The 23,860-nt window shown below is 72.7% G+C and carries 24 protein-coding genes; 11 read left to right on the forward strand and 13 right to left on the reverse strand.

The annotated features are described in order from the left end of the window. Positions 1 to 49 precede the first annotated feature (49 nt). The gene (gene eccB, locus ABGB14_RS03210; RefSeq protein ID WP_347641987.1) at positions 50 to 1,450 is read left to right on the forward strand and encodes a type VII secretion protein EccB; all 1,401 of its coding nucleotides are present in this window, start codon (positions 50 to 52) and stop codon (positions 1,448 to 1,450) included. On the opposite strand, the gene ABGB14_RS03215 is transcribed toward eccB, so the two are convergent. The 4 genes from ABGB14_RS03215 to ABGB14_RS03230 all read right to left on the reverse strand — a co-directional run bounded on the left by ABGB14_RS03215 (position 1,444) and on the right by ABGB14_RS03230 (position 5,069). Beyond that, positions 1,444 to 2,538 carry a transglycosylase SLT domain-containing protein gene (locus tag ABGB14_RS03215; protein ID WP_347641988.1) on the reverse strand — a complete coding sequence of 365 codons (1,095 nt, stop codon included), beginning with the start codon at positions 2,536 to 2,538 and terminating at the stop codon, positions 1,444 to 1,446. The genes eccB and ABGB14_RS03215 overlap by 7 nt on opposite strands. After that, entirely contained in the window at positions 2,535 to 2,813 is a 279-nt protein-coding gene (locus tag ABGB14_RS03220; RefSeq protein WP_347641989.1) for a hypothetical protein, read from the reverse strand. Before ABGB14_RS03220 ends, ABGB14_RS03215 begins: the two co-directional genes overlap by 4 nt. Before the next feature lie 20 nt (positions 2,814 to 2,833). Then, the gene (locus ABGB14_RS03225) at positions 2,834 to 3,835 is read right to left on the reverse strand and encodes a winged helix-turn-helix domain-containing protein (protein WP_347641990.1); all 1,002 of its coding nucleotides are present in this window, start codon (positions 3,833 to 3,835) and stop codon (positions 2,834 to 2,836) included. Positions 3,836 to 4,136: 301 nt separating this feature from the next. Continuing rightward, on the reverse strand, positions 4,137 to 5,069 hold the full coding sequence (locus ABGB14_RS03230; RefSeq protein ID WP_347641991.1) for a helix-turn-helix domain-containing protein: 933 nt from the start codon (positions 5,067 to 5,069) through the stop codon (positions 4,137 to 4,139). Between the two features lie 321 nt (positions 5,070 to 5,390). Between ABGB14_RS03230 and ABGB14_RS03235 the strand changes: the two genes are divergently transcribed. Next, the gene (locus ABGB14_RS03235) at positions 5,391 to 5,579 is read left to right on the forward strand and encodes a hypothetical protein (RefSeq protein WP_347641992.1); all 189 of its coding nucleotides are present in this window, start codon (positions 5,391 to 5,393) and stop codon (positions 5,577 to 5,579) included. Positions 5,580 to 5,686: 107 nt separating this feature from the next. On the opposite strand, the gene ABGB14_RS03240 is transcribed toward ABGB14_RS03235, so the two are convergent. Continuing rightward, the gene (locus ABGB14_RS03240; RefSeq protein WP_347641993.1) at positions 5,687 to 6,679 is read right to left on the reverse strand and encodes an endonuclease/exonuclease/phosphatase family protein; all 993 of its coding nucleotides are present in this window, start codon (positions 6,677 to 6,679) and stop codon (positions 5,687 to 5,689) included. A gap of 515 nt (positions 6,680 to 7,194) precedes the next feature. On the opposite strand from ABGB14_RS03240, the gene ABGB14_RS03245 reads away from it, so the two are divergent. Then, positions 7,195 to 7,437 (forward strand): hypothetical protein, encoded by a 243-nt coding sequence (locus tag ABGB14_RS03245; RefSeq protein ID WP_347641994.1) that lies wholly within the window; start codon positions 7,195 to 7,197, stop codon positions 7,435 to 7,437. A 10-nt stretch (positions 7,438 to 7,447) separates the two neighbouring features. Here ABGB14_RS03245 and ABGB14_RS03250 read toward each other — a convergent pair whose 3' ends face one another. Further along, entirely contained in the window at positions 7,448 to 8,260 is an 813-nt protein-coding gene (locus tag ABGB14_RS03250) for a SpoIIE family protein phosphatase (protein ID WP_347641995.1), read from the reverse strand. 306 nt (positions 8,261 to 8,566) lie between these two features. Between ABGB14_RS03250 and ABGB14_RS03255 the strand changes: the two genes are divergently transcribed. The 5 genes from ABGB14_RS03255 (at position 8,567) to ABGB14_RS03275 (ending at position 13,858) form a co-directional block, all read left to right on the forward strand. After that, positions 8,567 to 9,721 carry an ATP-binding protein gene (locus tag ABGB14_RS03255; protein ID WP_347641996.1) on the forward strand — a complete coding sequence of 385 codons (1,155 nt, stop codon included), beginning with the start codon at positions 8,567 to 8,569 and terminating at the stop codon, positions 9,719 to 9,721. Then, positions 9,718 to 10,836, forward strand: coding sequence for a hypothetical protein (locus tag ABGB14_RS03260; RefSeq protein WP_347641997.1), 1,119 nt, complete (start codon positions 9,718 to 9,720; stop codon positions 10,834 to 10,836). The genes ABGB14_RS03255 and ABGB14_RS03260 overlap by 4 nt, the downstream gene beginning before the upstream one ends. Beyond that, entirely contained in the window at positions 10,833 to 11,516 is a 684-nt protein-coding gene (locus ABGB14_RS03265; protein WP_347641998.1) for a response regulator, read from the forward strand. Before ABGB14_RS03260 ends, ABGB14_RS03265 begins: the two co-directional genes overlap by 4 nt. Positions 11,517 to 11,811: 295 nt before the next feature. Then, entirely contained in the window at positions 11,812 to 12,489 is a 678-nt protein-coding gene (locus ABGB14_RS03270; protein WP_347641999.1) for a lytic polysaccharide monooxygenase, read from the forward strand. Between the two features lie 301 nt (positions 12,490 to 12,790). Further along, the gene (locus ABGB14_RS03275) at positions 12,791 to 13,858 is read left to right on the forward strand and encodes a C45 family peptidase (RefSeq protein ID WP_347642000.1); all 1,068 of its coding nucleotides are present in this window, start codon (positions 12,791 to 12,793) and stop codon (positions 13,856 to 13,858) included. A gap of 11 nt (positions 13,859 to 13,869) precedes the next feature. On the opposite strand, the gene ABGB14_RS03280 is transcribed toward ABGB14_RS03275, so the two are convergent. After that, positions 13,870 to 15,033: an acyl-CoA dehydrogenase family protein gene (locus ABGB14_RS03280; protein WP_347642001.1), complete on the reverse strand. Its 1,164-nt coding sequence runs from the start codon at positions 15,031 to 15,033 to the stop codon at positions 13,870 to 13,872. A gap of 143 nt (positions 15,034 to 15,176) precedes the next feature. On the opposite strand from ABGB14_RS03280, the gene ABGB14_RS03285 reads away from it, so the two are divergent. Both ABGB14_RS03285 and ABGB14_RS03290 read left to right on the forward strand, forming a co-directional pair. Further along, positions 15,177 to 16,424: a CoA transferase gene (locus ABGB14_RS03285; protein WP_347642002.1), complete on the forward strand. Its 1,248-nt coding sequence runs from the start codon at positions 15,177 to 15,179 to the stop codon at positions 16,422 to 16,424. Next, a complete protein-coding gene (locus ABGB14_RS03290; protein WP_347642003.1) occupies positions 16,421 to 17,089 on the forward strand; it encodes a GntR family transcriptional regulator in 669 nt (222 codons plus the stop codon). Before ABGB14_RS03285 ends, ABGB14_RS03290 begins: the two co-directional genes overlap by 4 nt. A gap of 168 nt (positions 17,090 to 17,257) precedes the next feature. On the opposite strand, the gene ABGB14_RS03295 is transcribed toward ABGB14_RS03290, so the two are convergent. Together ABGB14_RS03295 and ABGB14_RS03300 are read right to left on the reverse strand one after the other, a co-directional pair. Then, positions 17,258 to 18,145: a VOC family protein gene (locus ABGB14_RS03295; RefSeq protein WP_347642004.1), complete on the reverse strand. Its 888-nt coding sequence runs from the start codon at positions 18,143 to 18,145 to the stop codon at positions 17,258 to 17,260. A 61-nt stretch (positions 18,146 to 18,206) separates the two neighbouring features. After that, positions 18,207 to 18,668: a DoxX family membrane protein gene (locus ABGB14_RS03300; RefSeq protein ID WP_347642005.1), complete on the reverse strand. Its 462-nt coding sequence runs from the start codon at positions 18,666 to 18,668 to the stop codon at positions 18,207 to 18,209. A gap of 69 nt (positions 18,669 to 18,737) precedes the next feature. On the opposite strand from ABGB14_RS03300, the gene ABGB14_RS03305 reads away from it, so the two are divergent. Beyond that, positions 18,738 to 19,307: a TetR/AcrR family transcriptional regulator gene (locus ABGB14_RS03305; RefSeq protein WP_347642006.1), complete on the forward strand. Its 570-nt coding sequence runs from the start codon at positions 18,738 to 18,740 to the stop codon at positions 19,305 to 19,307. Between the two features lie 50 nt (positions 19,308 to 19,357). Here ABGB14_RS03305 and ABGB14_RS03310 read toward each other — a convergent pair whose 3' ends face one another. The 4 genes from ABGB14_RS03310 to ABGB14_RS03325 form a co-directional block, all read right to left on the reverse strand. Next, the gene (locus ABGB14_RS03310) at positions 19,358 to 20,041 is read right to left on the reverse strand and encodes a TetR/AcrR family transcriptional regulator C-terminal domain-containing protein (RefSeq protein ID WP_347642007.1); all 684 of its coding nucleotides are present in this window, start codon (positions 20,039 to 20,041) and stop codon (positions 19,358 to 19,360) included. A gap of 72 nt (positions 20,042 to 20,113) precedes the next feature. After that, the gene (locus ABGB14_RS03315) at positions 20,114 to 20,815 is read right to left on the reverse strand and encodes an ATP-binding cassette domain-containing protein (protein ID WP_347643116.1); all 702 of its coding nucleotides are present in this window, start codon (positions 20,813 to 20,815) and stop codon (positions 20,114 to 20,116) included. Beyond that, on the reverse strand, positions 20,805 to 21,809 hold the full coding sequence (locus ABGB14_RS03320) for an ABC transporter transmembrane domain-containing protein (protein ID WP_347642008.1): 1,005 nt from the start codon (positions 21,807 to 21,809) through the stop codon (positions 20,805 to 20,807). Before ABGB14_RS03320 ends, ABGB14_RS03315 begins: the two co-directional genes overlap by 11 nt. Before the next feature lie 65 nt (positions 21,810 to 21,874). Beyond that, positions 21,875 to 23,683, reverse strand: coding sequence for an ABC transporter ATP-binding protein (locus ABGB14_RS03325; protein ID WP_347642009.1), 1,809 nt, complete (start codon positions 23,681 to 23,683; stop codon positions 21,875 to 21,877). Positions 23,684 to 23,860 lie beyond the last annotated feature (177 nt).

Genomic DNA, 23,860 nt, shown 5'->3' on the forward strand with positions numbered 1-23,860 from the left:
TCCCTATAAATTGGGTTTGGTGAGGACTAGTGGGAAGTAAGGGGCGTTAGTGCACAACCAGCGCGACCTTTACCAGGCGTACCGCCTCACCATCCAGCGCATCGGCCTCGCCCTGCTGCGCGCCCAGCCCAACCAGCCCGAGTGGCCGCTGCGCCGGCAGAACATCGGGTTCCTGGCCGGGATCATGGTGGCGGTCCTGCTGTGCGTCGGCTTCGCCGTCTTCGGCCTGCTGCGCCCCGGCGGCACGAAGTCGATCGAGGAGCCGGGGACCCTCGTCATCGAGCGCGAGACGGGCGCCCGATACGTCTACAGCCACGACCAGCGCAGGCTCATCCCCGTCGCCAACTACGCCTCAGCCCGCCTCGTGCTCGCCTCGGCGCAGATCAAGGAGCGGGTCGTGGCACGCGAGGCCCTGGCCGGGTACGAGCGCGGCGCGCCCATCGGCATTCCCGGCGCCCCCGACTCCCTGCCCGGCCCCGCCAACCTGGCCAAGGGCCCCTGGGCGGTCTGCGTGCAGGAGCGCGCCGAGCCGACCGGGCGCAAACCGTACGTGACGCTGGTCGCCGGCCGTAAGGTCGGCGGCACGCCGGTCGCGGAGGGTGACGCGCTCCTCGTCGACGTGGGCGGCCGGCAGTGGGCCGTCTGGCGCGGCACCCGCATGCGCGTGGCGGGCGGCATCGCCCGCGGGCTCACCTCCACCACGCCGGCCCCGGTGCCGGTCGCCTGGCTCAACGCCCTGCCGGAGGGGCCTGACCTGGCCGCGCCGGCCATCAGCGGCCGCGGCAGGCCGGTCACCGGCCCCGGGGGCAAGGCCGCCGCCGTGGGCCAGGTGTTCCGCGCGGACGGCGTGGCCGGCGGCGAGGCCCGCTGGTACGTCATGCTGTCCGACGGCCTCGCCCCCGTCACCCAGGGCCAGGCCACGCTCCTGCTCAGCGACCCCGACAGCAGGCAGGCCTACGGCGGCGGCGCGGTGAAGGAGATCGCCGTCGACGCGGCCACCGCCAACGCCGCGCGCCGCTCGCGGACCGCGATCCCCGCCGACGGCCTGCCTCCCGTCATGCCGCGCATGACCGCCTACGACCCGGCCAGCCCGCTCTGCGCCGTCTACGCCGACACGGGAACCGGATCCACCCGCGCCCGCCTCACCACCGGCGCCACGCTGCCCGAGCCGCACGGTGACGCCACCGACCTCGTACGCCTGCCGCCCGGCAAGGCCGTGCTGGCCGGCGTCCTGCCCGGCGACGGCCAGCTCAAGGCGGTCCAGGCCTACTACCTGGTCACCGCCGACGGCCGCCGCTACGCCGTGCCGGGCGCCGACGTGCTGGGCAAGCTCGGATACGACGCGAGCCAGGCCGCCCCCGTGCCGGCGAACGTGCTCCAGCTCATCCCCGAGGGCCCCGTGCTCGACCCCGCGCGGGCGGCCAGGCCCGCGATCGAGCAGGATCAGTAACCGCGGTAGCCGCTGCCGGTCTTCATGCCGACCACGCCGGGCACGTTCGAGACCGAGCCGTAGCGGTCGACGGCGTAGCGCACGCCCGCGATGATGTTGTCGACCGGGTCGTAGATGTTGCCGTGTCCCGGCAGCTTGTGGGCGTCGAACGTCGGGTCGATGGTCTGCATCAGCCCTTTGGAGGGCGTGCCCTTCGCCGCGTTGGAGTCCCAGTTGTTGATGGCGTGCGGGTTCCCGCCCGACTCATGCTTGATGATCATCCAGATGTCGTTCGCGTTCATCTGCCCCGGGGTGTAGCCGTGCCTCCTGAGAATGGCGATCGCCTGGTTGATCCAGCCGGCGACCTGGCCCTGTGGGGCCGGGCCGCCTCCGGCCGGCGGCGGTCCGCTGGAGCCGTACCCGCCGAAGCCTCCCGAAGCGCCGCCCGAGGAGCCTGACGGCGTCGACGCGGCCAGCGCGGTCGTGCGTGACTCCGCCTCCGCCGGCGACCAGTCGAGCCTTCTGCCCGGCGCGGGTGCGAAGGGCTGGGCGTCCGGCTCCGGGAGCTCCTTGGCGATGTCCGGGATCGTGCCGAGCGCGCTCTGGAGCCTCCCGGCGGTGTCGGCGAGCGCCTTGCCGGTGTCGGCGACCAGCTTCTGCAGCGCCGAGCGGGCCTCGCCGAGCGCGGGCCGCATGCTCTGCGCCACCTGCTCCTCGGCGGGCCTGGGCGTACGGCCGCGCAACTCCTGGGCGGCGGAGGCGTACCCCTGGCAGATCTCCAGCGCCTGCGTCTCGGCGGAGCTCAGCGTGCTCGCGGCCGCGTCGAGGTGGCCCGCGCAGTCCTGCAGCGCCTGCCGGAACCGGTCACCGCAGCCCGCGAGCCTGCCCATGTAACCGGCGAACGCGTCCGCGCCCGACCCCTGCCAGGCCTGGTCCACGTCGGACACCGCGGTGCGCAGCGCGCCGGTGTGCCGCCCGCCGGTTCCCGCGGCGGCGCGCCAGGCCTGCGCCGCCGCGGTGATCGCCTCGGGCGCGCCGGCCACCCGGGCCGCCAGGTCGGCCAGCTCGCCGCCGCCAGGCGCGGCCCTGACGTCGTCGAGCGCGCTCACCGCCGGACCGCGGCGCCGTCGGCGGCGACCACCGTGCGCTCGACGCCGTCGAGGGTGCGCTCGACCGCCTCCAGGCGGCCGCCCAGGGTCCTGGCCGCCTGCTCGGCGACCCGCAGCAGGTCGCCCGCCGCCGTCGCCATGGCCGCCGACCCGGACACGTTCCCGAAGGCCGCCGCGTCCGGCGCCTGGCCCGTCATGCCCGCGAAGGCTCCCGACGCCGACCTGGCCGCGGCCGCGCACGCCTCCAGCGCGCCGCGGTGGAACGTGAGCACCACGCTCGCCCTCCTTCCCCTCCTCAGCGCCGGAAGAGCTCCAGCAGCTCCTCCGCCCGACGGGTGCGGGCGATCCACATCTCGCGCCCGCGACGTTCCCGCGTGATCAACCGCCCGGCACGCAGCCGGTCGCAGTGGTACGTGAGGCCGCTGGGGGCGATCTTCATGTCCGTCGCCAGCATGGACATGGTCATGGGCTGGTCGAGCGCGCAGAGCAGGTCGGCCCGGATCGGACCGACGAGCGCGGACAGCTCGTCCACCGCCGGCCTGACCGGCTTGCGCCACAGCGAGTCGGCGCCGCGGACCGGATAGGCGATCCACACCGCCTCGGGGTCGTCCAGGCTGACGATCACGGAGTCCTTGCCGGCCAGCGTCGGCACCAGGACGATCCTGCGGTCGCCCAGGTCGTGCCCGATGGGTTCCGGGTCGGAGATGAGCAGGCCGCGCTCGGTGCAGACGATGCGGTCGCTGAGCGAGCCGAACAGCAGCTCGGGGCGGCCACGCACGGCCGCCACCCCCACCCGCTCGATCTCCCTGTCCAGCAGCGGGCGGGCCCGCTTCCACAGGGGTTCCGTGGTGTTCCAGACGTCGGTCACGGCGCCGGCGTAGCCGCGCAGCCAGCGGCGCGGCTGCTCGGCGGCCGCACGCCAGTGCGCGGGCGGCGTCCCCGGCCCGAACGCCTGCTCCATGTCCTTGAGCAGGGCGTCCGGCGCGATGTCCTGGAGCGCGCTGATCTGGCTCTGCATGGTGACGTCCCCGTCGACGGGGGATCTGGCCACGAGACTGTCGGGCGCGACCGTGCGGCCGGGCGCGGCCAGCGGGCGTACGGCCTCGTGCCCGTACGGGCGGACACGCGCGCTGATCGCCCTCCGCCAGAGCTCGGGCAGGCCGCGACGGCGCCCCGCGAGCGCGTCGGCGATCATGGCGAGTACGGTCAGGTTCGGCGCGATGGAGATCGAGATCTGTGGCGTGGAGCTGAAACGCAGCTCGCTCCACGCCTCGGTGCTGATTACGTGAGCCCCCACGGGTTGGACTGTAGGCAGCGCAGTCATCGCTGGAGCAATGCTTCAAGGAAGCTGGAAACATCCATAGGTCGAGCGATCCAGCCCTACGTGATGCGAACACTCCGGACGGGCGCGTGGTTGTCCGTCTGCTTCGGGGTCACCTGCATGACATGTCCTCTGTGTCGGGTCGTGTCGTGATTGGGTTGGTTAACGTATGCTCCTCCGCTAACTTCTCACTTAAAAAAGTCCCCATGGCCGCCTGACCAGCGAAAACATGCTGGCGCGCAGCCCTGCACCGACGTGACTCCAGGCGGGAGTCCCGTCAGCGCGGTGCGGTGTGGACCGCCTCGCGCCGGAAGTCGCGAGGCGACACTCCGTAGGCCCGGCGGAAGGCCCGGCTGAAGTCGGCGGCGTGCGAGAAACCCCACCTGGCCGCGATGCTGTGGATCGGCACCTCTCGCAGCGCGGGATCGGCCAGATCGCGCCGGGCGCGGTCGAGCCGCTGCGCCCTGATGTAGCCGCCGACCGTGCTGCCCTCCTTCTGGAAGAGCCGGTGCAGGTAGCTGGTGGAGATGTGGTGCTCGGCGGCCAGCGCGCGCGGGCCCAGGTCGGGGTCGCGCAGGTGATCATGGACGAACGCCTGGACACGCAGGATGAGCGCCTCACGGTTGGAGGGCGGGACGACGGGGCTGGTCTCGATGGCGTGCGCGAGGAGCGCGGAGACCAGGTCGAGCACCACCATGCCGAGCCGCGCGCCGTCGGCGGGCCGGTAGGCGCCTTGGTCCTCCGCCAGGCCGGTGATGAAGCTCGCCAGCAGGGCGCCGATGCCGTCGGTGGCCGACATCCTGCTGCCCAGCATCGCGTCCACCTGGTGCGTGGGCAGGGAGACCAGCGACCGGGGCACGGTCACCATGGCGGCCTCGAACCGCGGGCCCTGCCGCGGTGCCCGGAAACGCGCGGCCAGGACCCGCGTCATGTCGTGCACCAGCAGGTCGCCGACCCCCGACGTCGCGTGGCCGTCGGCCCAGATGACCTGCAGCGACCCGGCCAGGGGCACCAGCAGCTGGCAGGTCTCCTCCAGTTCGGGCTCCTCGGGGTGCTCCTCCGCCCGCCACAGGCGCTGCGGCTCGAAGCTCCGCCTCGCCACGGTCACGGCCCCGAACTGCGCGCTGGTGTCGCGCGCCTCGACCGCCGGCTCGCACAAGGGCTCGCCGTCCCTGACGCGGTCTTCGTCCCACGGCTCGGCCAACGGCATACCGGCAAGCCTATGCCGATCGGGCGCGGCGCGAGTGGCCCCCGGGGCCGGCCGGGGTGAGCTCGGCGCACGCCTGGTTTGCTCGGCTCAACGTGCCCGCGCAGGGGCGCGCACACGAGCGATGGCCCGGGCGGGGAGGACATCTTTGCACCGGGACCCAAAGATCGAAGCCCGCGAGTGGGATTTCCCATCCACGCTCGACCCGGCGCCGGTGGCCGGTGCGACCACTCGGATGGAAGGCTTCCCCGCAGCCGCCCCGGTCCTCCTGCGAACGGATGGCCGGGGCGGAATCTCCGCAGACGAGTGAAAGGAGTGCTGCAGATGACGTACGACGCCGGCCGCGTCGCGGCGAAGCGGATCAATGATCACGTGGAGGTCATCCACGTCGACCACCCGGGCACGGTGCTGGAGGTGCCCCGCCGCGACTGGGAATCCTTCACCGCGGCCGTCAAGGCGGGTGCGTTCGACCTCGAAGCCCTCGAGCGGGCGCGGGAAGAGAACGTGGCCTGACCGCAGCACGACGGCGCCCGCCCGCCCGCCGGCGAGCGGGCGCCTCCACGCGTCCCCGGAGCTCTGCCTCCCTGTCCCCCGGCGACTGCCCGCGTCCCCGCAGACGTTCAGGGGAGGCGCAACTCGGCGAAGACGCCGCGGTGGTCGGTGCCCGGCACGTCGAAGACCTCCACCCGGCGCACGCTCACCCTCCGGTCGGCCAGGATGTGGTCGATGGAGATGATGGGCGGGAACTTCCTGAAGCTCGGCCAGGTCGGCACCAGGCCCTTGCCCACCTGGTCGGCGGCGTCCACGTAGCCGCGGTCGAGCAGGTCGCGCATGGCCCGGTGGTCGAGGCTGGCGTTGAAGTCGCCGGCCAGCACCCGGATCGTCGAGGAGGTGGCCGGGGGAAAGGCGCTCAGGGCGGCGTTCCACTCCTCCGTCTTGCGGCCGAGCGGCGGGTTGGGATGCACCGCCACGAACTCGACCGTGCCCCCGCCCGGCAGCGTCACGGTCGCGGCCGGCATGTTGTGCCCGACCGGGGTGAACAGGCCCGTCAGCTCCTTCGCCGGATGTTTGGAGAAGATGCCGCTGCCGGTGGCGCCGAAGGAGGGCTGCAGCACGCGGTGCGGCAGGAGCCGCGCGAGCCCGGCCGCGTCCAGCCGCTCCACCTCGGCGTAGCTGAGCTCCAGGGCGCTGAACACGTCGACGTCGTGCTCGCGCACCAGATCGACCACGGTCTCGGCGTCGGCCCGGGTGAACAGGTTGATCGCCAGCACCCGCAGCGGCGCGCCCTGCGCCGGAGGCTGCTCGGCGGCGAACGCGCGCGGCGCCACGATGGAGGCCATCACCACGCACACCACGGCGGCGGCGAGCGCGGCAGGGCGGTTGCGCCGCAGCAGCGACAGCAGCGCGGTCAGCGCCGCGAGCCCCGCCCCGATGGGCGTCACCGTCATGAGCTGGGTGAGGAAGGAGCCCTGCTCCAGGCCGCCGGCGCGGATGACGGCCCAGACGGCCAGCAGCGTGACGACCGTCCAGGACAGCCAGCGCCTGCGACGTCTCTTCCGGGAAGGCGGCGGATCATCCGTCGTGGCCCGGTCGACGCCGACTGCCGCGCTCACTTCGCCATCCTGTCCCCGACACGCTTCACAGGTTGCACCTTAAACGGCTGGAACGGCACGCCGCGACGCGGACGGTTCCGACGATCGGCGTGCCGCCGCATCCCGGCGCCGCGGGCGGGCGCCTTTGCTAACACCGGGGAAACGTGACCGCGTGTTGGGTGATCGCAGGCGAGGCAGGACGATCGGGCTCCGGAGAGTCGCGCGAGCGATGCCGGATCCCGGCAGCCCGCCCGCCTCCACCGGCGCTTCCCCATCACGCTCCGTGCCGGTGGCGACCGTCATGAGGTCATGTGCTGAAGGGATGGTGTAGTTCAGTGGGTACGTGCAGACGGAGAGCAACGCTCTCGCTCGCCACCGCGGCGCTGCTTGCCGGGTCCGTGGCGGTCAGCGGCCCGGCGCATGCGGCGTCGTCCCCGATCGAGGCATGCGGTGGTGGTAGTTACCACGTCATAGACAAGGAGGACCTAGGAGCGGTAGCCACCGTCTATCTGCTGTACAACGGCACATCCAATTGCGTGATCACGTGGAAGAAGGACGCGCACGCGGGAACCAGGACGTGGATGATGGCCTCCATCGCGAAGCAGAACAGCGACGGCGGCTTCTCCGACTACAAGACCGACAGCGGAAACTATGCGTACTACGCCGGCCCGCGGAAGGTGAAGGCGCCCCATACGTGCGTCGACTGGGGAGGCGGCGTACCGATCAACGGGGTCGAAACCTCCTGGTTCTCCCCTCCCTCGCGGTGGCACTGCGACTGATCCGTCGGGCTCACGCGGTGACCACGTCGGCGATGATCACCGTGGCGTCGCCCTCCGGCTCCAGGGCGGACATCTCGTCGTACAGGCGGTCCAGGCAGGCGGCAGGTGACGAGCCGCTCGCGAGCAGCGCCTTCAGCCGGGCGGCGCCGAGGGCGCGGGTCACGCCGTCCGTGACGATGGCCACGCGGTCGCCTGAGCGCAGGGGCAGCGTCCCGGTCTCCGGGGTGGGCGCCGGCGGCAGGCCGGACCCGCGCGTCGTCAGGCCTCCGTCGGAACCGTGGGCCGTCGTGAGCGGCCGCGGCTCCGCACCCTTCGCACAGTGCCAGATGGCGCCGTCGCCGACGTGGGCGTAGCGCAGGCGCGGTTGCTGATCCTGGTCGAGGACGACCAGATCCAGCGAGCTGACCGGACCCGGTCCGCCGGAGCCGGCCGGGGTGGACCCCGATGCGGTGGGGCCGGTGGCGTGGGGCAGGCCAGTGGCGCGTGCTGCTCGGTGGGCCGCCCGGGCGCACTCGCCGAGGTCCTTCTCCCGAGTCCCCGCGCGCTGCGGCCGGGCGGCCACCACCGATGCCAGGGCGAGGGCCGCGGCGGTGTGGGCGTCGCCCGTGCCGCCCGCGTCGCCCGTGCCGTGTGCCGCCGCGATGAGCCGTTCCTGGATGACGTACGCGTCCGACGGCCGGCCGCGCGAGCCGTCGTACGTGCCGCCCGCCGCCACCAGCCTCGGCCGCGCCACCGGCCGGCCGGCCGGCCAGCTTTCCCTGCGGCCGCGCACCGTCATGACGGACACGCAGCCCACCAGGATGGGGATCACCACGAAGAACATCAGGTTCCCTCTCTCTGTCGCGTTCCCAGCGGCCCGCGCATCAGTACACGCGTGTACAAGGAGACACGACTGACGGCTGTTCGGCCGTCGTGGGGATGACGGCCGATCAGCCGTCATGCCGCAGGGGGAGCCGCGGATCAGGGTCGGGGGAGGACGGTGATCGACCGCAGCAGTGCCGGCCCGAGGAAACGACCATGCGACCCATCTCCCCATCCGCCGCCACGGCTGGCGCGATCTTCCCGCCCACCCCTGCGGCGTGCGTTAATCTGAGATCCGTCTTGTGCTCTCACTGCGAGCGGGCGGCGCATGTCTCACCGCGGTTCCACGAGGTACGACTCGGCGGCCAGGCAACTGGAGCAGGCCGCCGCGCGCATCGGGGCCGGTTCCCGGGCCGTGATCGGCCTGGTGGCGGTCGTCGCGGCGGTCCTCGGCGCCGTGCCGCCCGTCTCGGTGTGGTGGCTGGCGCCCGCCCTGGCGGTCCACCTGCTCTGGACCGTTCTCTTCCTGCGGGTGGCCTGGCGCAGGAAGCCGCTGCCGCCCTGGCTGGCGGCCGGTGATGTCGCCGTCACCGTCATGCTCTGCCTCGCGCAGCGCCACCTCGTGGCGGTGGACGCGCTCGCCGCGAACGCGAGCTGGATCTCCGGGCTGGTCACCATGAGCGTGGTCGTCGCCGGCGTCGCCTGGCGGCCTGCGATCGCCGTGCCGGCCGGGCTGGCCGTGGCGGCGTCGTACCTGGTGGGGGCCCGGTTCGCGGTGCCGCATCAGAACGTCGTGAGCACCCTGGCGATCCACCTCATGCAGATCCTGGCCATCGCGCTGCTGATGACGCTGCTGCGCCGCTCCGCCGCCTCGGCCGACGCCTTCCTGCGCCGCAGCGCGCGCGCCGAGGTCACGCTCATGGTCGAGCGGCTGCGCCGCGAGGACGAGCTGCGCCAGGTCGGCAGCGTCCACGAGACGTCGCTGCACACGCTGACCATGGTCGGACTGGGCACCTACGACCGGCCGTCGGACACGCTGCGCCGCCAGGCCGAGACCGACCTGGCGGCGCTGGAACGGCTGCGCGACAGGCCGCACGCGGGCACCGCGGCCATCGCTCTCGACGCCCTGCTCGACGAGGTGGCCGGCCGGGCCACGAGCCTGGAGGTACGCAGGAGCCTGACGCCGGAGACGGTGCCGGGAGAGGTGGCCGAGCGGTTCGCCCGAGCCGTCAACGAGGCGCTGGCGAACGTCGCCCGGCACGCCGGCGTGCGCCAGGCCGAGCTGGTCTCCAGCACCCGCGACGGTGAGATCAGGGTGGAGGTCGCCGACACGGGCGCCGGCTTCGACGTCGAACGGGTGCCGCCCGACCGGTTCGGCGTGCGCGGCTCGATCCTCGGCACGATGCGCTCCCTGCCGAACGCCGGCGCCGACATCAGCTCGGGGACCGGCGGCACCCGGGTGAGCCTGTGGTGGCGGCCATGACCGGCGACATCGAGGAGGTGGCGCACCGCTACACGCTCTACACCGCGATCGGCGCCATCGTGATCGCCGCGGTCTGGCACACGGGCTACGACCTCACCGTCACCATCACCGGCTGGGAGTCCTTCCGCCGGCCCCTGCTCGCGGCCGCCGCCTGGATCGCCTACACCGCGATCGGCGTCGTCGCCGCCCTGTCGCTGTTACGCACGTTCACCGGCCCGGCCAGGGCCCGCGAGCTGGCCGTCGCCGTGCTCGTCCTGGACGTCGCGGTGATCGTGGCCTGCCGGCCGCAGGACCTGATCGGCCCCATCGACTGGGGATGGGGGTCGGTGGGCTGGCTCGGCGTCATGCTGTTGTGGAACCGGCCGCGCTGGCGGGCCGAGGCCATCGCGTTCCTGTCGGCGAACGCCGGCATCATGCTGGTGGCGATGATCGCCACGGGCACGGTCGACCGCGTCTCCCTCGCCAAATACCTGATGGTCATCGTCGGCAGCGTCACGCTCCAGCTCGGCTACATGGCGGGCTGCCACACCCTGCGCGTACGCGCCGAGGACGCGGCGCTGCTGGCCCGCCGGCTGGCCGCCGACGACGCGTGGCGCGAGTCCGCGCAGCGCATCCACGCCGACCGGCTCCGCCGCTACGAAGCCATTCGCGAGGTGGCGGAGTCGATGCTCAAGCAGCTCGCCGACGGCGCTGACCCCGGCGATTCACGGGTGCGCGACGACTGCACGGCGGGCGCCATGCGGCTGCGGCGGCTCATCACGGAGCGCGAGGAGGTGCCGGACGAACTGGTGTCGGCGCTGCGCGAGCACATCGACGCGGCCGAGCGGCGGCAGGTCCTGGTGACGGCGCCGCCGTTCGGCGAGCGCCTGCCCGCTCTGCCCGACGGCGTGCGCGAGGACCTCCTCAGGGCACCCGTCGCGGCCCTGGACGGGGCCAGGACGAGGGCCAGGGTGACCGTGTCCGCGATGTCGGCCATGGTGAGCGTGGCGGTCGTCGCCGACAACGACGACCTGCCGGTCAACCCCGCTCCGGTGCGAGAGCCCAGCGGGGTCGTCGTCACCTATCAGCGGCAGGGAGGCGAGGTATGGGTCAACAGCATCTGGCAGGCCCCGTGACAGGACGCGTGACGGTCGCGCTGGTGGAGGACCATCAGGTCGTGGTGGACGGCGTGCGCTCGTGGTTCGGGCCGCACAGCCAGGTGGAGCTGGTCGCTCAGGGGCCCACCATCGAGTCGGTCCGGGGCACGCCCGCCGACGTGCTGCTGCTCGACCTCAACCTCAACGGCACCATGGTCATCGACCGGGTCGCGGAGTTGTGCGCGGGCGGGCAGCGGGTCATCGTCTTCTCCGAGCACGAGGAGCCCGAGACGGTGCGCGCGGTGCTGGACGCGGGCGCCTCGGCCTTCATCGGCAAGGGACGGGCGACCCGTGACTCGTGTCTGGAGACGATCCTGGAGGTGGCCGCCGACCGGCCGAGCATGACACCGCCGATGGCCCAGGCCATCGCCACGGATGAGGGGCCGCACCGGCCGCAGCTGTCCGACAAGGAGCGGGCGGCGCTGCTGTTCTGGTTCCAGTCGATGTCGAAGGCCTCGGTGGCGGCACGGATGGGGATCAAGGAACGGACCGTGCGGCAGTACATCGACCGGGCCAGGGTCAAGTACGCGGCGGCCGGGCGGCCCGCGCCCACCAAGGAGAAGCTGCTCATCTGCGCCATCCAGGACGGTCTGCTGCAGCCCGACGAGGTGACCGTCTACACGTCGCTGGCGGCTCGCACACCACCCGATCGGGGATGACGCCTGGCCTCGGTCCTCCTGGCAGGAGGGGGCCGGCAGGGCCGAGGACCAGGTCAAGGCGGGCGAGCGCCCAGCGCCGCCCGCGAACGAGCTCGGCGGGAGGTGAAACTTTCACCCCGCGCCACTGCGACGGGAAAGCCCTTTCCGCTGCTCACCGCGCCCGCCGCGACAAGGCGGTGAAGGCTGGAGAGATCTTGACATGTCCCATTATTTGTATGACCTTCCCCGGTCAGATACCGTCCCGGCGGGAGCGCTCCCAAACCATCGGACCCCCGACCGGAACACGGAGACCGCCATGCCCCGAGTCCGACCTCACCCCTCGGCGCGCCGCGCCCTCGCGCTGCTGCTGTCCGTGGTGACGATCTGCGCCATCGCCCTGTACGGCCCCATGACCGGTACGGCCTCCGCGCACGGCTCGGTCATCGACCCGGCGTCCCGCAACTACGGTTGCTGGCTGCGCTGGGGCAGCGACTTCCAGAACCCCGCCATGCAGCAGCAGGACCCGATGTGCTGGCAGGCCTGGCAGGACAACACGAACGCCATGTGGAACTGGAACGGGCTGTACCGCGACAACGTCGGCGGCAACCACCAGGCCGCGATCCCTGACGGCCAGCTCTGCAGCGCCGGCCGGACGCAGGACGGCCGCTACCGCTCCATGGACACCCCTGGAGCGTGGACCATGGCCAACCTGGGCGGTACCTTCGACATCAGGCTGCACGACCAGGCCCGCCACGGCGCCGACTACATCAGGGTCTACATCACCCGTCAGGGCTACAACGCCACCACCACGCCGCTGGGCTGGAACCACCTGGAGCTCGTCCGGGAGACCTCTCGTTACGCGCCCGCCGAGACGTACATGATCAACGGCGTCGGCAAGGGTTCGCGCACCGGCCGTCACGTGGTCTACACGATCTGGAAGGCCTCGCACATGGACCAGACGTACTACATCTGCAGCGACGTCAACTTCAGCTGAGCCGGGCACACGCGCCGGGGAGCCCGCGCCCGGCGCGTCACCGGCTGGTCGAGATGCGTACGGCCGGCCCTGACCGGTTCCGCGCGCTGCTGCCCAGGGTGGTGGCGCTCCGGGCGCGCGTGCGTACGGAACAGAGCGTGTTCAAGAGGGACGGCCCTGAGAGACAGCCCTGAGAGACAGCCCTGAGGGACGGCCCTGAGGGACGGCCCTGAGGGACAGCGCCGGGAGACGCGCCCTGGGAGATGGCCCTGCGAGACGGCGCTGGTGGACAGGACGGACGGACAGGGCTGAGGGTCGAGTCATGACATTTCCGACTTTCACGTCCAGCCAGAGTGAACCCCGAGCCCGGGGCGAGGAACTCGGCTCCCACCGCCGCGCGGCCATCGCCGCCAACCTCGCCGGCTACACCGACCTGTTCAGGGTCGCCGGCGCCACCCCCGCGCAGGTCCGCGCGTGGGGCGAGCAGGCGCTCGACCGCAGCGCCGCCTGGGCTCCCCGGCTGGCCGACGAGATCGCCGGGATCGCGTCCGGGGCCGGGCTGGAGCCGTGGCAGGTCGCCGTGGTCAACGCCAGGACCGAGATCCTGGCCGCCCTCCACGCGAGCGGCGAGGGGGAGTGCTCGACGTCCGTCGTGCTGCCGGGCCCCGGCCTCCCGCCGCGTACGGTGCAGACCTGGGACTGGCACGACCACCTGCGCGACGCCCCCATGTTGTGGGAGCTGGCGCCCCGCCCCGGGCACGTCGTGCGCACGTTCACCGAGTCGGGGGCGCTGGCCAAGATCGGGGTGAACACGGCGGGCCTGGGCGTGCACTTCAACATCCTGCGCCACGACGCCGACACCGCCGAGGTCGGCGTGCCCGTGCACCTGATCGCCCGCCGCATCCTGGACGAGGCGGCCACCGTCGAGGAGGCCGCCGGCATCGCCCGCTCGGCCACGGTCTCGGCCTCCACCGTCATCACCGCCGTGACCGCGGGCGGCGCGGGCTCGATCGAGATCTCCCCGGCCGGCGTGGCCGTCATCCCGCCCGATCCAGGCGGCGTCCTGATGCACTGCAACCACTTCCTCGACCCCGCGCTGGCCGCGGGGGAGCGGCACGCCACCGAGCGGCCCGGCACGTACGCCCGCCTGCGGCACCTGCGCGACCACGCCGGCGAGCTCGGCGGCGACGACCTGACGAAACGCGCGCTCGCCCTGCTCAGCCACGGCCCCGACGAGGCGCCCGTGTGCGCCCACCCCGACCTGTCGCAGCCGATCCACCAGAGGTGGGAGACGCTGGCCACGGTCGGGCTCGACGTGCGGGCCGGGCGCCTTCGAGTGCACCAGGGCGGGCCCTGCCGGGTCACTGAGGCGACCTGGCAGACGTTCTGATCGGCGGCCCGTCAGCTGAACGCGCCGATCCCCGTGAGCGCCTTGCCCAGCACCAGCGTGTGGATCTCCGACGTCCCCTCGTAGGTCAGCACGGACTCCAGGTTCACGGAGTGCCTGATCACCGGGTATTCCAGGGTGACGCCGCTCGCGCCGAGCAGCGTGCGGCACTTCCTGGCGATCTCCAGGGCCTCGCGCACGTTGTTCAGCTTGCCGGCGCTCACCTGCTCGGGGGTGATCGTGCCGGCCTCCTTCAGCCGCCCGAGGTGCACCGCGAGCAGCAGGCCCTTGCCCAGCTCCAGCGCCATGTCGGCGAGCTTCTCCTGGGTGAGCTGGTAGGAGGCGAGCGGCCTGGCGAACACCTGGCGGTCGCCCGCGTACGCGATCGCGGTCTCCAGGCAGTCGAGCGCCGCCCCCATCGACCCGAACACGATCCCGAACCGCGCCTCGTCGAGGCAGCCCAGCGGCCCGGACAGGCCCCTGGCGCCCGGCAACATCGCCGCGCCGGGCAGCCGCACCCCGTCGAGCACCAGCTCGCTGGTCACGCTGGCGCGCAGCGAGATCTTGTGCTTGACGTCGTTCACGGTGAAGCCGGGCGTGCCCGCGGGGACCAGGAAACCCCTGACGCCCTCGTCCGTGCGGGCCCAGACCACCGCGACGTCCGACACCGAGCCGTTGGTGATCCACATCTTGGTGCCGTTCAGCACCCAGTCGCCGCCCTCGCGCTTGGCCGTGGTGCGCATGCCCCCGGGATCGGAGCCGAAGTCGGGCTCGGTCAGGCCGAAGCAGCCGATGCGCTCGCCGGCCGCCATCGGGGGCAGCCACTCCTGCTTCTGCTCCTCGCTGCCGTACTTCCAGATGGCGTACATGGCCAGCGACCCCTGCACCGACACCAGGCTGCGCAGCCCGGAGTCGGCCGCCTCCAGTTCCAGGCAGGCCAGCCCGTACGAGACCGCGCCCATGCCCGCGCAGCCGTAGCCGTCGAGGTGCATGCCGAGCACGCCGACCGAGCCGAGCGTGCGGGCCAGCTCGCGCGCGGGCAGCTCGCCGTCCTCGAACCAGCGGGCGACGTGCGGCCGGATCTCCCGGTCGCAGACGCGCCTGACCGTGGTCCTGATCTCGCGCTCCTCCTCGGTCAGCAGCGTGTCGAGGGCGAACAGCGCGGTGGGTGCGATCATGACTCTCCATATATTGGATCCAATATTGAAAATCCAATATGCCACGGCTAGGGTGCGGTGACCATGGACGTTCTCACGCTCACCGCCGCCGGCCTCGTGGACGCCGAGCCGGCCCCCGAGACCGCCTGCATCGGGGCGCCGGCGTGAGCGGCGGGGCGCTGTCCGGGCTGCTGGTGGCCGACTTCAGCCGGGTGCTGGCCGGGCCCTACGCCACGATGCTGCTGGCAGACCTTGGCGCGGAGGTCGTCAAGGTGGAGCGGCCGGGCACGGGGGACGACACCCGCGCCTGGGGGCCGCCGTACGCGCCCGGCGGGCAGGCCACCTACTTTCTCGGCGTCAACCGCAACAAGCGCTCGATCGCCCTCGACCTCGGCGACGAGGCGGACCTGGAGGTCGCGCGGGCGCTGGCCACGCGGGCCGACGTACTGGTGGAGAACTTCAGGCCGGGCACGATGGACCGGCTCGGGCTCGGCCACGACGCGCTGCGCGTGCTCAATCCGGGGCTGGTGTACTGCTCGATCACCGGGTTCGGGTCCGGCGCCGGGGCGGGGCTGCCCGGGTACGACCTGATCGTGCAGGCCGTGGGCGGCTTGATGAGCGTCACGGGAGAGCCGGACGGTCCCGGCACCAAGGCGGGCGTGGCTCTCGTGGACGTCATCACCGGCCTGCACGCCGCCCTCGGCATCCTCGCCGCGCTCCGCCACCGCGACCACACCGGCGAAGGCGGCCACCTCACCGGAACCGGCCGGCCGGGTGCGGGCGGGACGCGACCCGAGGACGCCACGTCGAAGACGGACGTCCGCGAGCACGAGGGCGGCGCGCGGGAACCAGGGGCGGGGCAGCGGGTCGAGGTGTCGTTGCTCTCCTCCCTCCTGTCGGCGCTGACCAACCACTCCTCCGCCTACGCCGCCGCCGGCGTGGTGCCGAGGGCCATGGGCAACCGGCATCCCAGCATCGTCCCGTACGAGGTGTTCCAAGCGGCCGACCGCCCGCTGGTGATCGCGGCCGGGAACGACCGCCAGTTCCAGGCCCTCTGCGCGGTGCTCGACCGGCCGGATCTCGCCACGGACGCCCGGTACGCCACCAACGCGGGCAGGGTCGCCGCCCGCGACGTGCTCGTCGCCGCGCTCGACGACGCCCTGCGGGAACGCCCGGCGGACGAGTGGTTCGGACGGCTCACCGCCGCCGGGGTGCCCTGCGGCCCGATCAACGACCTGGCCGCCGCGTTCGCGCTCGCCGAGGAGCTCGGCCTGGAGCCGTCCGTACGGCTCGACGGGGTCGGGCAGGTCACCGCCCCCGTACGCCTCAGCGCCACCCCGCCCTCCTACCGCCGTCCGCCGCCCGAGCTCGGGCAGGACGACGCCTGGGTTCGTGAGATATTGGGGCCGTGAATCCGGACGGGGCAGGGCGCAGGCCGCCGACGGCCCAGCAGTTCGTGCTGGCCGAGCTGCGCCGCGCCATCACGACCGGCCGCCTGCGCCCCGGCGCCCCCATCCGGCAGGACGCGTTGGCGGAGGAGCTCCAGGTCAGCCGGGTGCCGCTGCGCGAGGCGCTCAAGACGCTCGAAGGCGAGGGGCTGGTCACGCACCAGGCGCACAAGGGCTACTGCGTCGTGACGCTCTCGCTCGACGACCTGCGCGAGGTCTACCGCATCCGCGAGTTGCTGGAGGAGGAGGCCGTGCGCCGGGCCGTGCCCCTCCTCACCGACTCCGACCTCGACCGGCTGGAGGCCGCGCAGCGCGACGTCGAGCGGGCCGCCGCGGCGGGCGACGTGCTCGCCATGGCCATGGCCAACCGGACGTTCCACATGACGCTGTTCGACTGCGCGGGCATGCCCCGGCTGGCCCGGCTGATCAGGACCTTGTGGGACACGACGGACGCCTACCGGTCGATGTACTACGGCGACGGGGGCAACCGCGAGCGGGTCGTCAAGGAGCACCGGGCCGCCCTCGACGCGCTCCACCGCCGCGCCGCCGACGAGGCCGTCGCCATCCTCGACGTGCACCGCGACCACGCGGTCACCGAGCTGCGGTCCCTGCTCCCCGCCGCGCCTTGACGGCACGAGCCTCGTCCGCGCGGGCGGCGCGTCCTGCGGCCCGCTTGGCTTCCCCGCGGCCTGCCGGCGCTTCCGGACGCCGACCGTCAGGTCGTCCGACGCCCGGTTCGCGGCGGTCGTGACGGCCGGCGGCGGTCGCGCGCCGGCCAGATTGCCGGACCACCCCGGCTATCGGTTCTGAGTGAAGGCGAGTGGCACACCGCAGGCGTCTTCGGCGGTGACGTGGAAGCCGTCGGAGGTGGTGTGGGTGGCGATCATGTTGTGCTCGATGAGTTCGCGCGCGGCGGTCAGGTCGCGGACGGCCACAGTGTGGGCGGCGAGCAGGGGCAGGCCGGGCACCGCGTGGCCGGGGAGATGGTCGCCGAGCGAGGACTGCGGAATGATCTCCACCCGGCCGTGCCGTAGCGGGAGCACGTGTTTGGGGCCGTCGATCCACACGTCAGCGTCCAGGATGCGGGCGTAGCGCTCTTCGTGGTCGTCGACCTCGTCGTCGGGCACGACCAGCAGCACGCTGTGCAGGCCGACGGCGCCGTTGGGATGATCGAGATAGTGAGACTGGTGAACGTACTGAGGGGTGCGGTGCAGTGTTGCCTGGAGCGCCCCTTCGGGGGTGTAGGCGGCATCGATGCGGACGCTGTCGGCGCGTACCGTCCGCGGGCCGTCGGGGGTGGAGACCTCTCGTTCCAGCGCACGGATCCCGGTGGAAACCAGGCCGGTGGCGCGTAGCCGTTCGGCGGTGGCCTGAATGTCGCGCGAGCCGAGGGTCATGAGAAGGCCGGGGCAGGTCTGGCGAAGCTGGTGAACGCCCCAGGGGTCGGGGGCGGACGGGTCGACGATGCCGAGCAGTTCGATGAATGATCGCCCGAAGTAGGCGCACCGGTTGGCGGTGCAGGTGGGCAGGAGCGGGCCGCCGGGTCGTTCGGCCAGGTGGTGGGGCGAGACGGGGCTGAGGGTGAAGCCGAGCGCCTCATAGCGGGCGGAGGCCGCGGCGAGGTCGGTGGTGATGAGCACGGTGTGGTCGATGTAGTCGATGTCGGCGGCGTGTTCGGCGGTCATGTGCGATGTCCTCGATGGATTCGTGGTGGTATGCGAGGTCGGCGGTGCTGGGCGCGTGGCCTCATGCGGCCGCCGCGACGGCGGCGGCGACGAACAGCACTTGCAGGGCCGTACGTGCGGGTAGGGGGGTCACCGGCTTTCCGGCCAGGGTGAGGCCACGGCGGGCGGCTGAGACGTTGGCCGGGAACATGGCGAGCATGAGCAGGGCCAGCCCGATCGCCGCGTATGGAGCGCTCGGCGCGAACAGCAGCCCGGCGGCGCCGGCCAGTTCCAGGACGCCGGTGAGGGTGACCAGCAGCGCCGGGCGCGGGATCGCCGCCGGGATCATCGCGACGAAGTCGCGGCGCCATGAGGGCAGGAAGTGCGGCACGCCGGTGAAGACGAACATCAGGCTGAGTGCGCCTCGCAGGGCCGGCTGCCAGGCATCGAGTGTGTCGATGCCGGCCAGACCGATGAGACGCAGGACGACGAAGCCCCCTGTGAGGGCGATGAACGGAACCATCCCGTCCTCCAATCTTGTCATCGGAAAGATTGGAGGGGATTCCCTATCTTGTCAATGTCAAGATAAAGTTGCGTCATACCGAACGCGGAGGTGAGAGAGATCGATCAGCCGGCCTACCACCACGGCAATCTGAAACGCGTCATCATCGACGCCGCCCTTCAAGCCATCGGCGAATCCGGCCCGGCAGGATGGAGCCTGCGCGAGCTGGCCCGCCGCGCCGGCGTCTCACACGCCGCCCCCGCCCACCACTTCGGCGACAAGCAAGGTCTGCTGACAGCCGTGGCCGCCGAGGGCTTCGCCCTGTTCGCCGACGCTCTTGAACGCGCCGCCGCCGACGTGTGGGAGGTCGGCGTCGCCTACGTCCGCTTCGCCATCGACCATCGGCCCTACTTCGAGGTGATGTTCCGGCCCGAGCTCTACCGCGCCGACGATCCCAGCGTCCAGTCCGCGCACGAGCGCGCCGCCGGCGTGCTCATCACCAGCGCCCACGCACTGTCGCCAGGCCCTGAACAGGACCGGATGACCACGATCGCCGCTTGGTCGCTCGCCCACGGCTTCACCAGCCTGTGGCTCAGCGGAGCCCTGCCGGAAAGCACCGACGGAGACCCGGAGGCCCTGGCCCGTTCAATGATCCGCCTCGTCCTCGGCGCCCTGCGATGACGGTCAGGCCTGCGGACCGGCGAGCAGAGGGCCGGGTCTCTTCGCCCGGCTCAGGGTGAGAGGCCCGCGGCGACGCCGTCGAGAACCAGTTGCAGCTTGCGGTCGAACCACGTCGCGGCCGGGTCCGTGAGCGCCTGCCGCATGAGCGGAGCGAGCTCCGCGCCCACCGCCTCGGCCCAGGCGTCGGCCGTGCTGTCGCGGACGACGCTCTCGCCGGCCGGCGCGTCGAGCTGCTTGCCCCTGCTGAACACGTCGATCGTCAGGTCGAAGACGGTGTCGACGGCGAGGAAGGCGTTCTCGGCCGTGAAGCCGTAGCCGATCAGGCTGCGCACCGACGCGCCGAAGCGGCGCATCACCTCCTCCGGGAAGCGGGTGAGCCTGAGGAACTCCTTGACCAGCCCCGGATGCCGTTCCAGCACGTGCCAGACCGCGGCGGCCTGCGCCTCCAGGTCGGAGCGCCACTCGCCGGCCGGCTCCGGCCACGGGGCGGCGGCGACGGCCCGGTCGATCGCCACCATGACCAGCTCCTCGCGGTCGGCGACGTGGCGGTAGAGCGCCGAGTGGGCGACCTGGAGCCGGTCGGCGACGGTGGCCAGGGTGAGGTTGTCGAAGCCGACCGCGAGGGCGGCGTCGGCGATGGCGGGCCGGGTGATGCGCGGGGGACGGCCGCGCGGGCGGCCGCGCACCCGCCACTCGCGCCCGGGACCTCCGGGGACCGCCTGCTCGCCGCCCATCACGCTCCCCGATCCCCGCTCACGCGCCCGCCTCTCGCCCGAGCACGTCGCGGCGGGGGCGGCTCGCCGGGCTCATGCCGGCTGGGTCAATCGCCAGCCGCGGGCTCGCGTTCGTTCCGTCCAGAACGCAGCGTACCGGCCGTCGAGGTCGAGCAGCTCCCGGTGGGTGCCGCGCTCCACGACGGCGCCGTCCTCCAGCATGACGATCTGGTCGGCGGCGGCGATCGTGGTCAGCCGGTGCGCGATGACGAGCAGGGTGCGGTCGCGTGCGAGCGTGGCGAGCGCGTCGATCAGGGCGGACTCGTTCTCCGGGTCGAGCGCGGCGGTGGCCTCGTCGAGCAGCACGATCGGGGCGTCCTTGAGCATCGCTCGGGCGATGGACACCCGCTGCCGCTCGCCGCCCGACAGCGTGGCGCCGGCCTCGCCGATCCTCGCCTGCCAGCCGCCGGGCAGGCGCTCGGCGATCTCGTCGACCCGGGCCAGCCGGCCCGCCTCGCGCACCTCCTCGCCGGTGGCCTCGGGACGGCCGATCCTGATGTTGTCCTCCAGGGTGCCCTCGAACAGGTAGACGTCCTGGAACACGATCGACAGCTGCGCCATCAGGTCCTCCGGCGCGTAGTCGCGCACGTCGTTCCCCGACACCCGCACCACACCCGAGTCCGCGTCCCAGAAGCGGGCGATGAGCCGGGTGAGCGTGGTCTTGCCGGAGCCCGACGGCCCGACCAGGGCGGTCACGGTGCGGGGGGCGACGGTGAAGCTCACGTCACGCAGCACCGGCCGCTCGGCGTAGGCGAAGCCGACGCCGTCCAGCTCGATCGACGGCTCGCCCGCCCGCGCCCAGTCGGTCGCCGGGCCGGTCGCCGGGCCGGTCGCCGGGCCGGTGACCGGCAGCGGCGGGGTGTCGAGCACCGCCTTGATGCGGCGCAGGCTGCCGCGCGCCATGCGCAGCTCGCCGCCGACGTCGGCGGCGGCGAGCAGCGGCTCGGTGAACCGCACGGCCAGCACCAGCACCCCGACCAGCTCCGGTACGTCCACCGCGCCGCCGAGCGCCAGCGCGCAGCCGGCGATCAGGATCGCGGTGAAGGCGAGCTGTACGGTCAGCGCGACCGTGCTGGTGTGCAAGCCCCGGCAGCGTGGTGCGCAGCAGCCGTCGTAGCGTGCTGCGCTGCCGCACCAGCGCGTCGTCGAGCAGGTCGTAGCCGTCGGCGGTGCGCCCGAACGCCCGCAGCGAGGGCTGCTGCCTGGCGAACTCCACCACCCGGTCGGCCCCCTCGGCGCCGGCGTCGTCCATCGCGGTGTCGCTCCGCTGCACCAGGCTCTGCGTCCACCGGAACGCCAGCCACAGGAACGGCGCCGTGAGCAGGGCAGCCAGCCCGAGCCGCCAGTCGAAGACGAACATGCACACCAGCACGGTCGCCGGCGCCGCCACCGCGCTCACCACCACCTGCAGCAGGTGGGCGGGCACGCTCATCACGTCCATGACGCCCTTGCCGACGAGCTGCCCGAGCCGCCCCACGCGGTCGGCGCTGAACCAGCCGACCGGCAGCCCGGCCACGTGGTCGCCGAGCCGGTGGTAGAGGGTGCGCAGGGCGGCCAGGCCGACCGCGTAGCCGTACTGGGCCTGCACGTAGGAGGCGACGGTGGTGGCCGCGACCACGGCGGCGAACGCGGCCAGCCACGGACCGACCGCCTCGCCCGACAGCAGCGCCCGCAGCACCGGCACCAGCAGGGCGAACGACAGGCCCTGCAGCACGCCGTACACGGCCATCGCGAGCAGGCTGCGGCGCAGGCGCGCGCCGTGTTCGGGACCGAGCACGGCCCCCAGCTCTCCGATCATCTTCCCGTCCAATCCCGCTCGTCGTCGCGTACGTGCGCCGCCCACATCCGGGCGTAGAGCCCGCCCGCCGCGAGCAGCTCGTCGTGGGTGCCGCGTTCGGTGATCCGGCCGCCGTCGAGAACGGCGATCTGGTCGGCGCCGGTGATCGTGCTCAGCCGGTGCGCGATGACCAGCAGCGTGCGCCCGGCCACCAGCGTGGACAGCGCGTCCTGGATGGCCGACTCCGACTCGGGGTCGGCGAAGGCCGTGGCCTCGTCCAGCACCAGGATCGGCGTGTCGGCCAGCAGGGCGCGGGCGATCGCGACGCGCTGCGCCTCGCCGCCGGACAGGTGGGCGTCCTCGCCGACCACCGAGTCGTAGCCGCGCGGCAACTCCGCGATCCGGTCGTGGATCTGCGCGGCGCGCGCCATGCGCTCGATCTCCTCGCGGCCCGCGTCGGGGCGGCCGAGCGCGATGTTGTCCGCCACGGACGTGCGCAGCAGCTGCACGTCCTGCAGGACGAAGCCGACATGGTGGTACAGCTCGGCGGAGCCGATGGCGCGCACGCCGGCCCCGCCGACCGTGATCTCCCCCGCGTCGGGGTCGTAGAAGCGGGGCAGCAGCTTGGCCAGCGTGGACTTGCCGGAGCCCGACGGCCCGACGAGCGCGGTGACGGTGCCGGGCTCCAGCGAGAGGCTCACCCCGCGCAGCACAGGCGTCGTGCCGTCGTAGGAGAACGACACGTCGCGGAAGTCGACCGCGTGGCCGACCGGGCGCACAGGGGTCTCGGGCTCGGGCAGCGGCGGCGTGTCGAGCAGCGCGGCCACCCGCCCGGCGGACTCGGCCGCGCTCCTCAGCCGCATCGAGCCCATGTCGAGGGCCAGGAAGGGCGCCGTCAGCGCCACGCCTACCAGCACGAACGGCAGCACGTCGACCGGCTCGATCCAGCCGTTCGCGGCGAACAGCGCGCCCCCGGCCGCGGACACCAGCAGCATGGCGGGCGGCGAGATGAACGCCATGGACAGGCCGCTGAGCCGGAGCATGGGGCGCACCCAGGCGCCGAAGAAGCCGGCGAAGTCGTCGGCCGCCTCGGCGAAGCGCCGGTAGGAACGCCGGGTCTGGCCGAACGTCTTGATCACGGCGATGCCCTGCACGAACTCGACCACGGCCGAGCTGATCCGGCTGTTCGCCTCGCTCCAGCGCCGCATCTGCTCGTCGTAGCCGCGCATCATGATCGCGAACGCGGCGGCGAACAGCGGCACCGGGATGAGCACGACGAGCGTGAGCCGCCAGTCGACGTACAGCAGGTAGGCCAGCGCGGCCAGCGGGGTCACCACGGCCGCGAGCAGGTCGAGCGCCGCGTGCGCGACCAGGTGGTGCATCTCCCTGACGTCGTCCTGGAGCACCTTCTTGACGTGGCCGGAGTTGCGCTCGCCGAACCAGCCCAGCGGCACCCGCGACAGGTGCGCGGCCATCCGGCGACGCAGGTGGAGCTGCAGGTCGGCGTCCGCGAAGTGGGTGATCGCGCCAGCCACCCCGAAGGAGACGAATCTGACCAGCAGGCCCGCGACGGCGAGTGCGGCGATCGGCCAGACCCGGCCGGGGCCACCGGCTCCGGGGCTGAGCAGCACGCGGGCCAGCTCCGCCACGCACACGAAGGGCACGAGCGCCGCGATCGCGTACACGACCTGGAACGCGGCGGCGGCGATGAGCCGTGGCCTGATGGGGGCGAGCAGCGCGATGAGCGCGGCGCGGCCGGGGGCGGGCGTGTCGTCGCCGTCCGGCGCGGGCGCCACGGGGACGGCCGCCTCGGCGGTGATGGTCATGGGATGGGCCTCCAGCGGTTCGCGGGGTGCCCTCTATTTTGTTACAAGCTGTCTTGAATAGGCAAGGGTCGCCTAACCATGGTCGGGGTGGTCAGGGGTGGGGCGTCCAGCGCCTAGTGATCATGCGCTGACCAGGCGTGATCTGCGGTCGGTTGCCGCGTTCCATTTCGCGGATTC

The sequence above is a fragment of the Nonomuraea sp. B10E15 genome, from assembly GCF_039871615.1.
Classification (GTDB): Bacteria; Actinomycetota; Actinomycetes; order Streptosporangiales; family Streptosporangiaceae; genus Nonomuraea.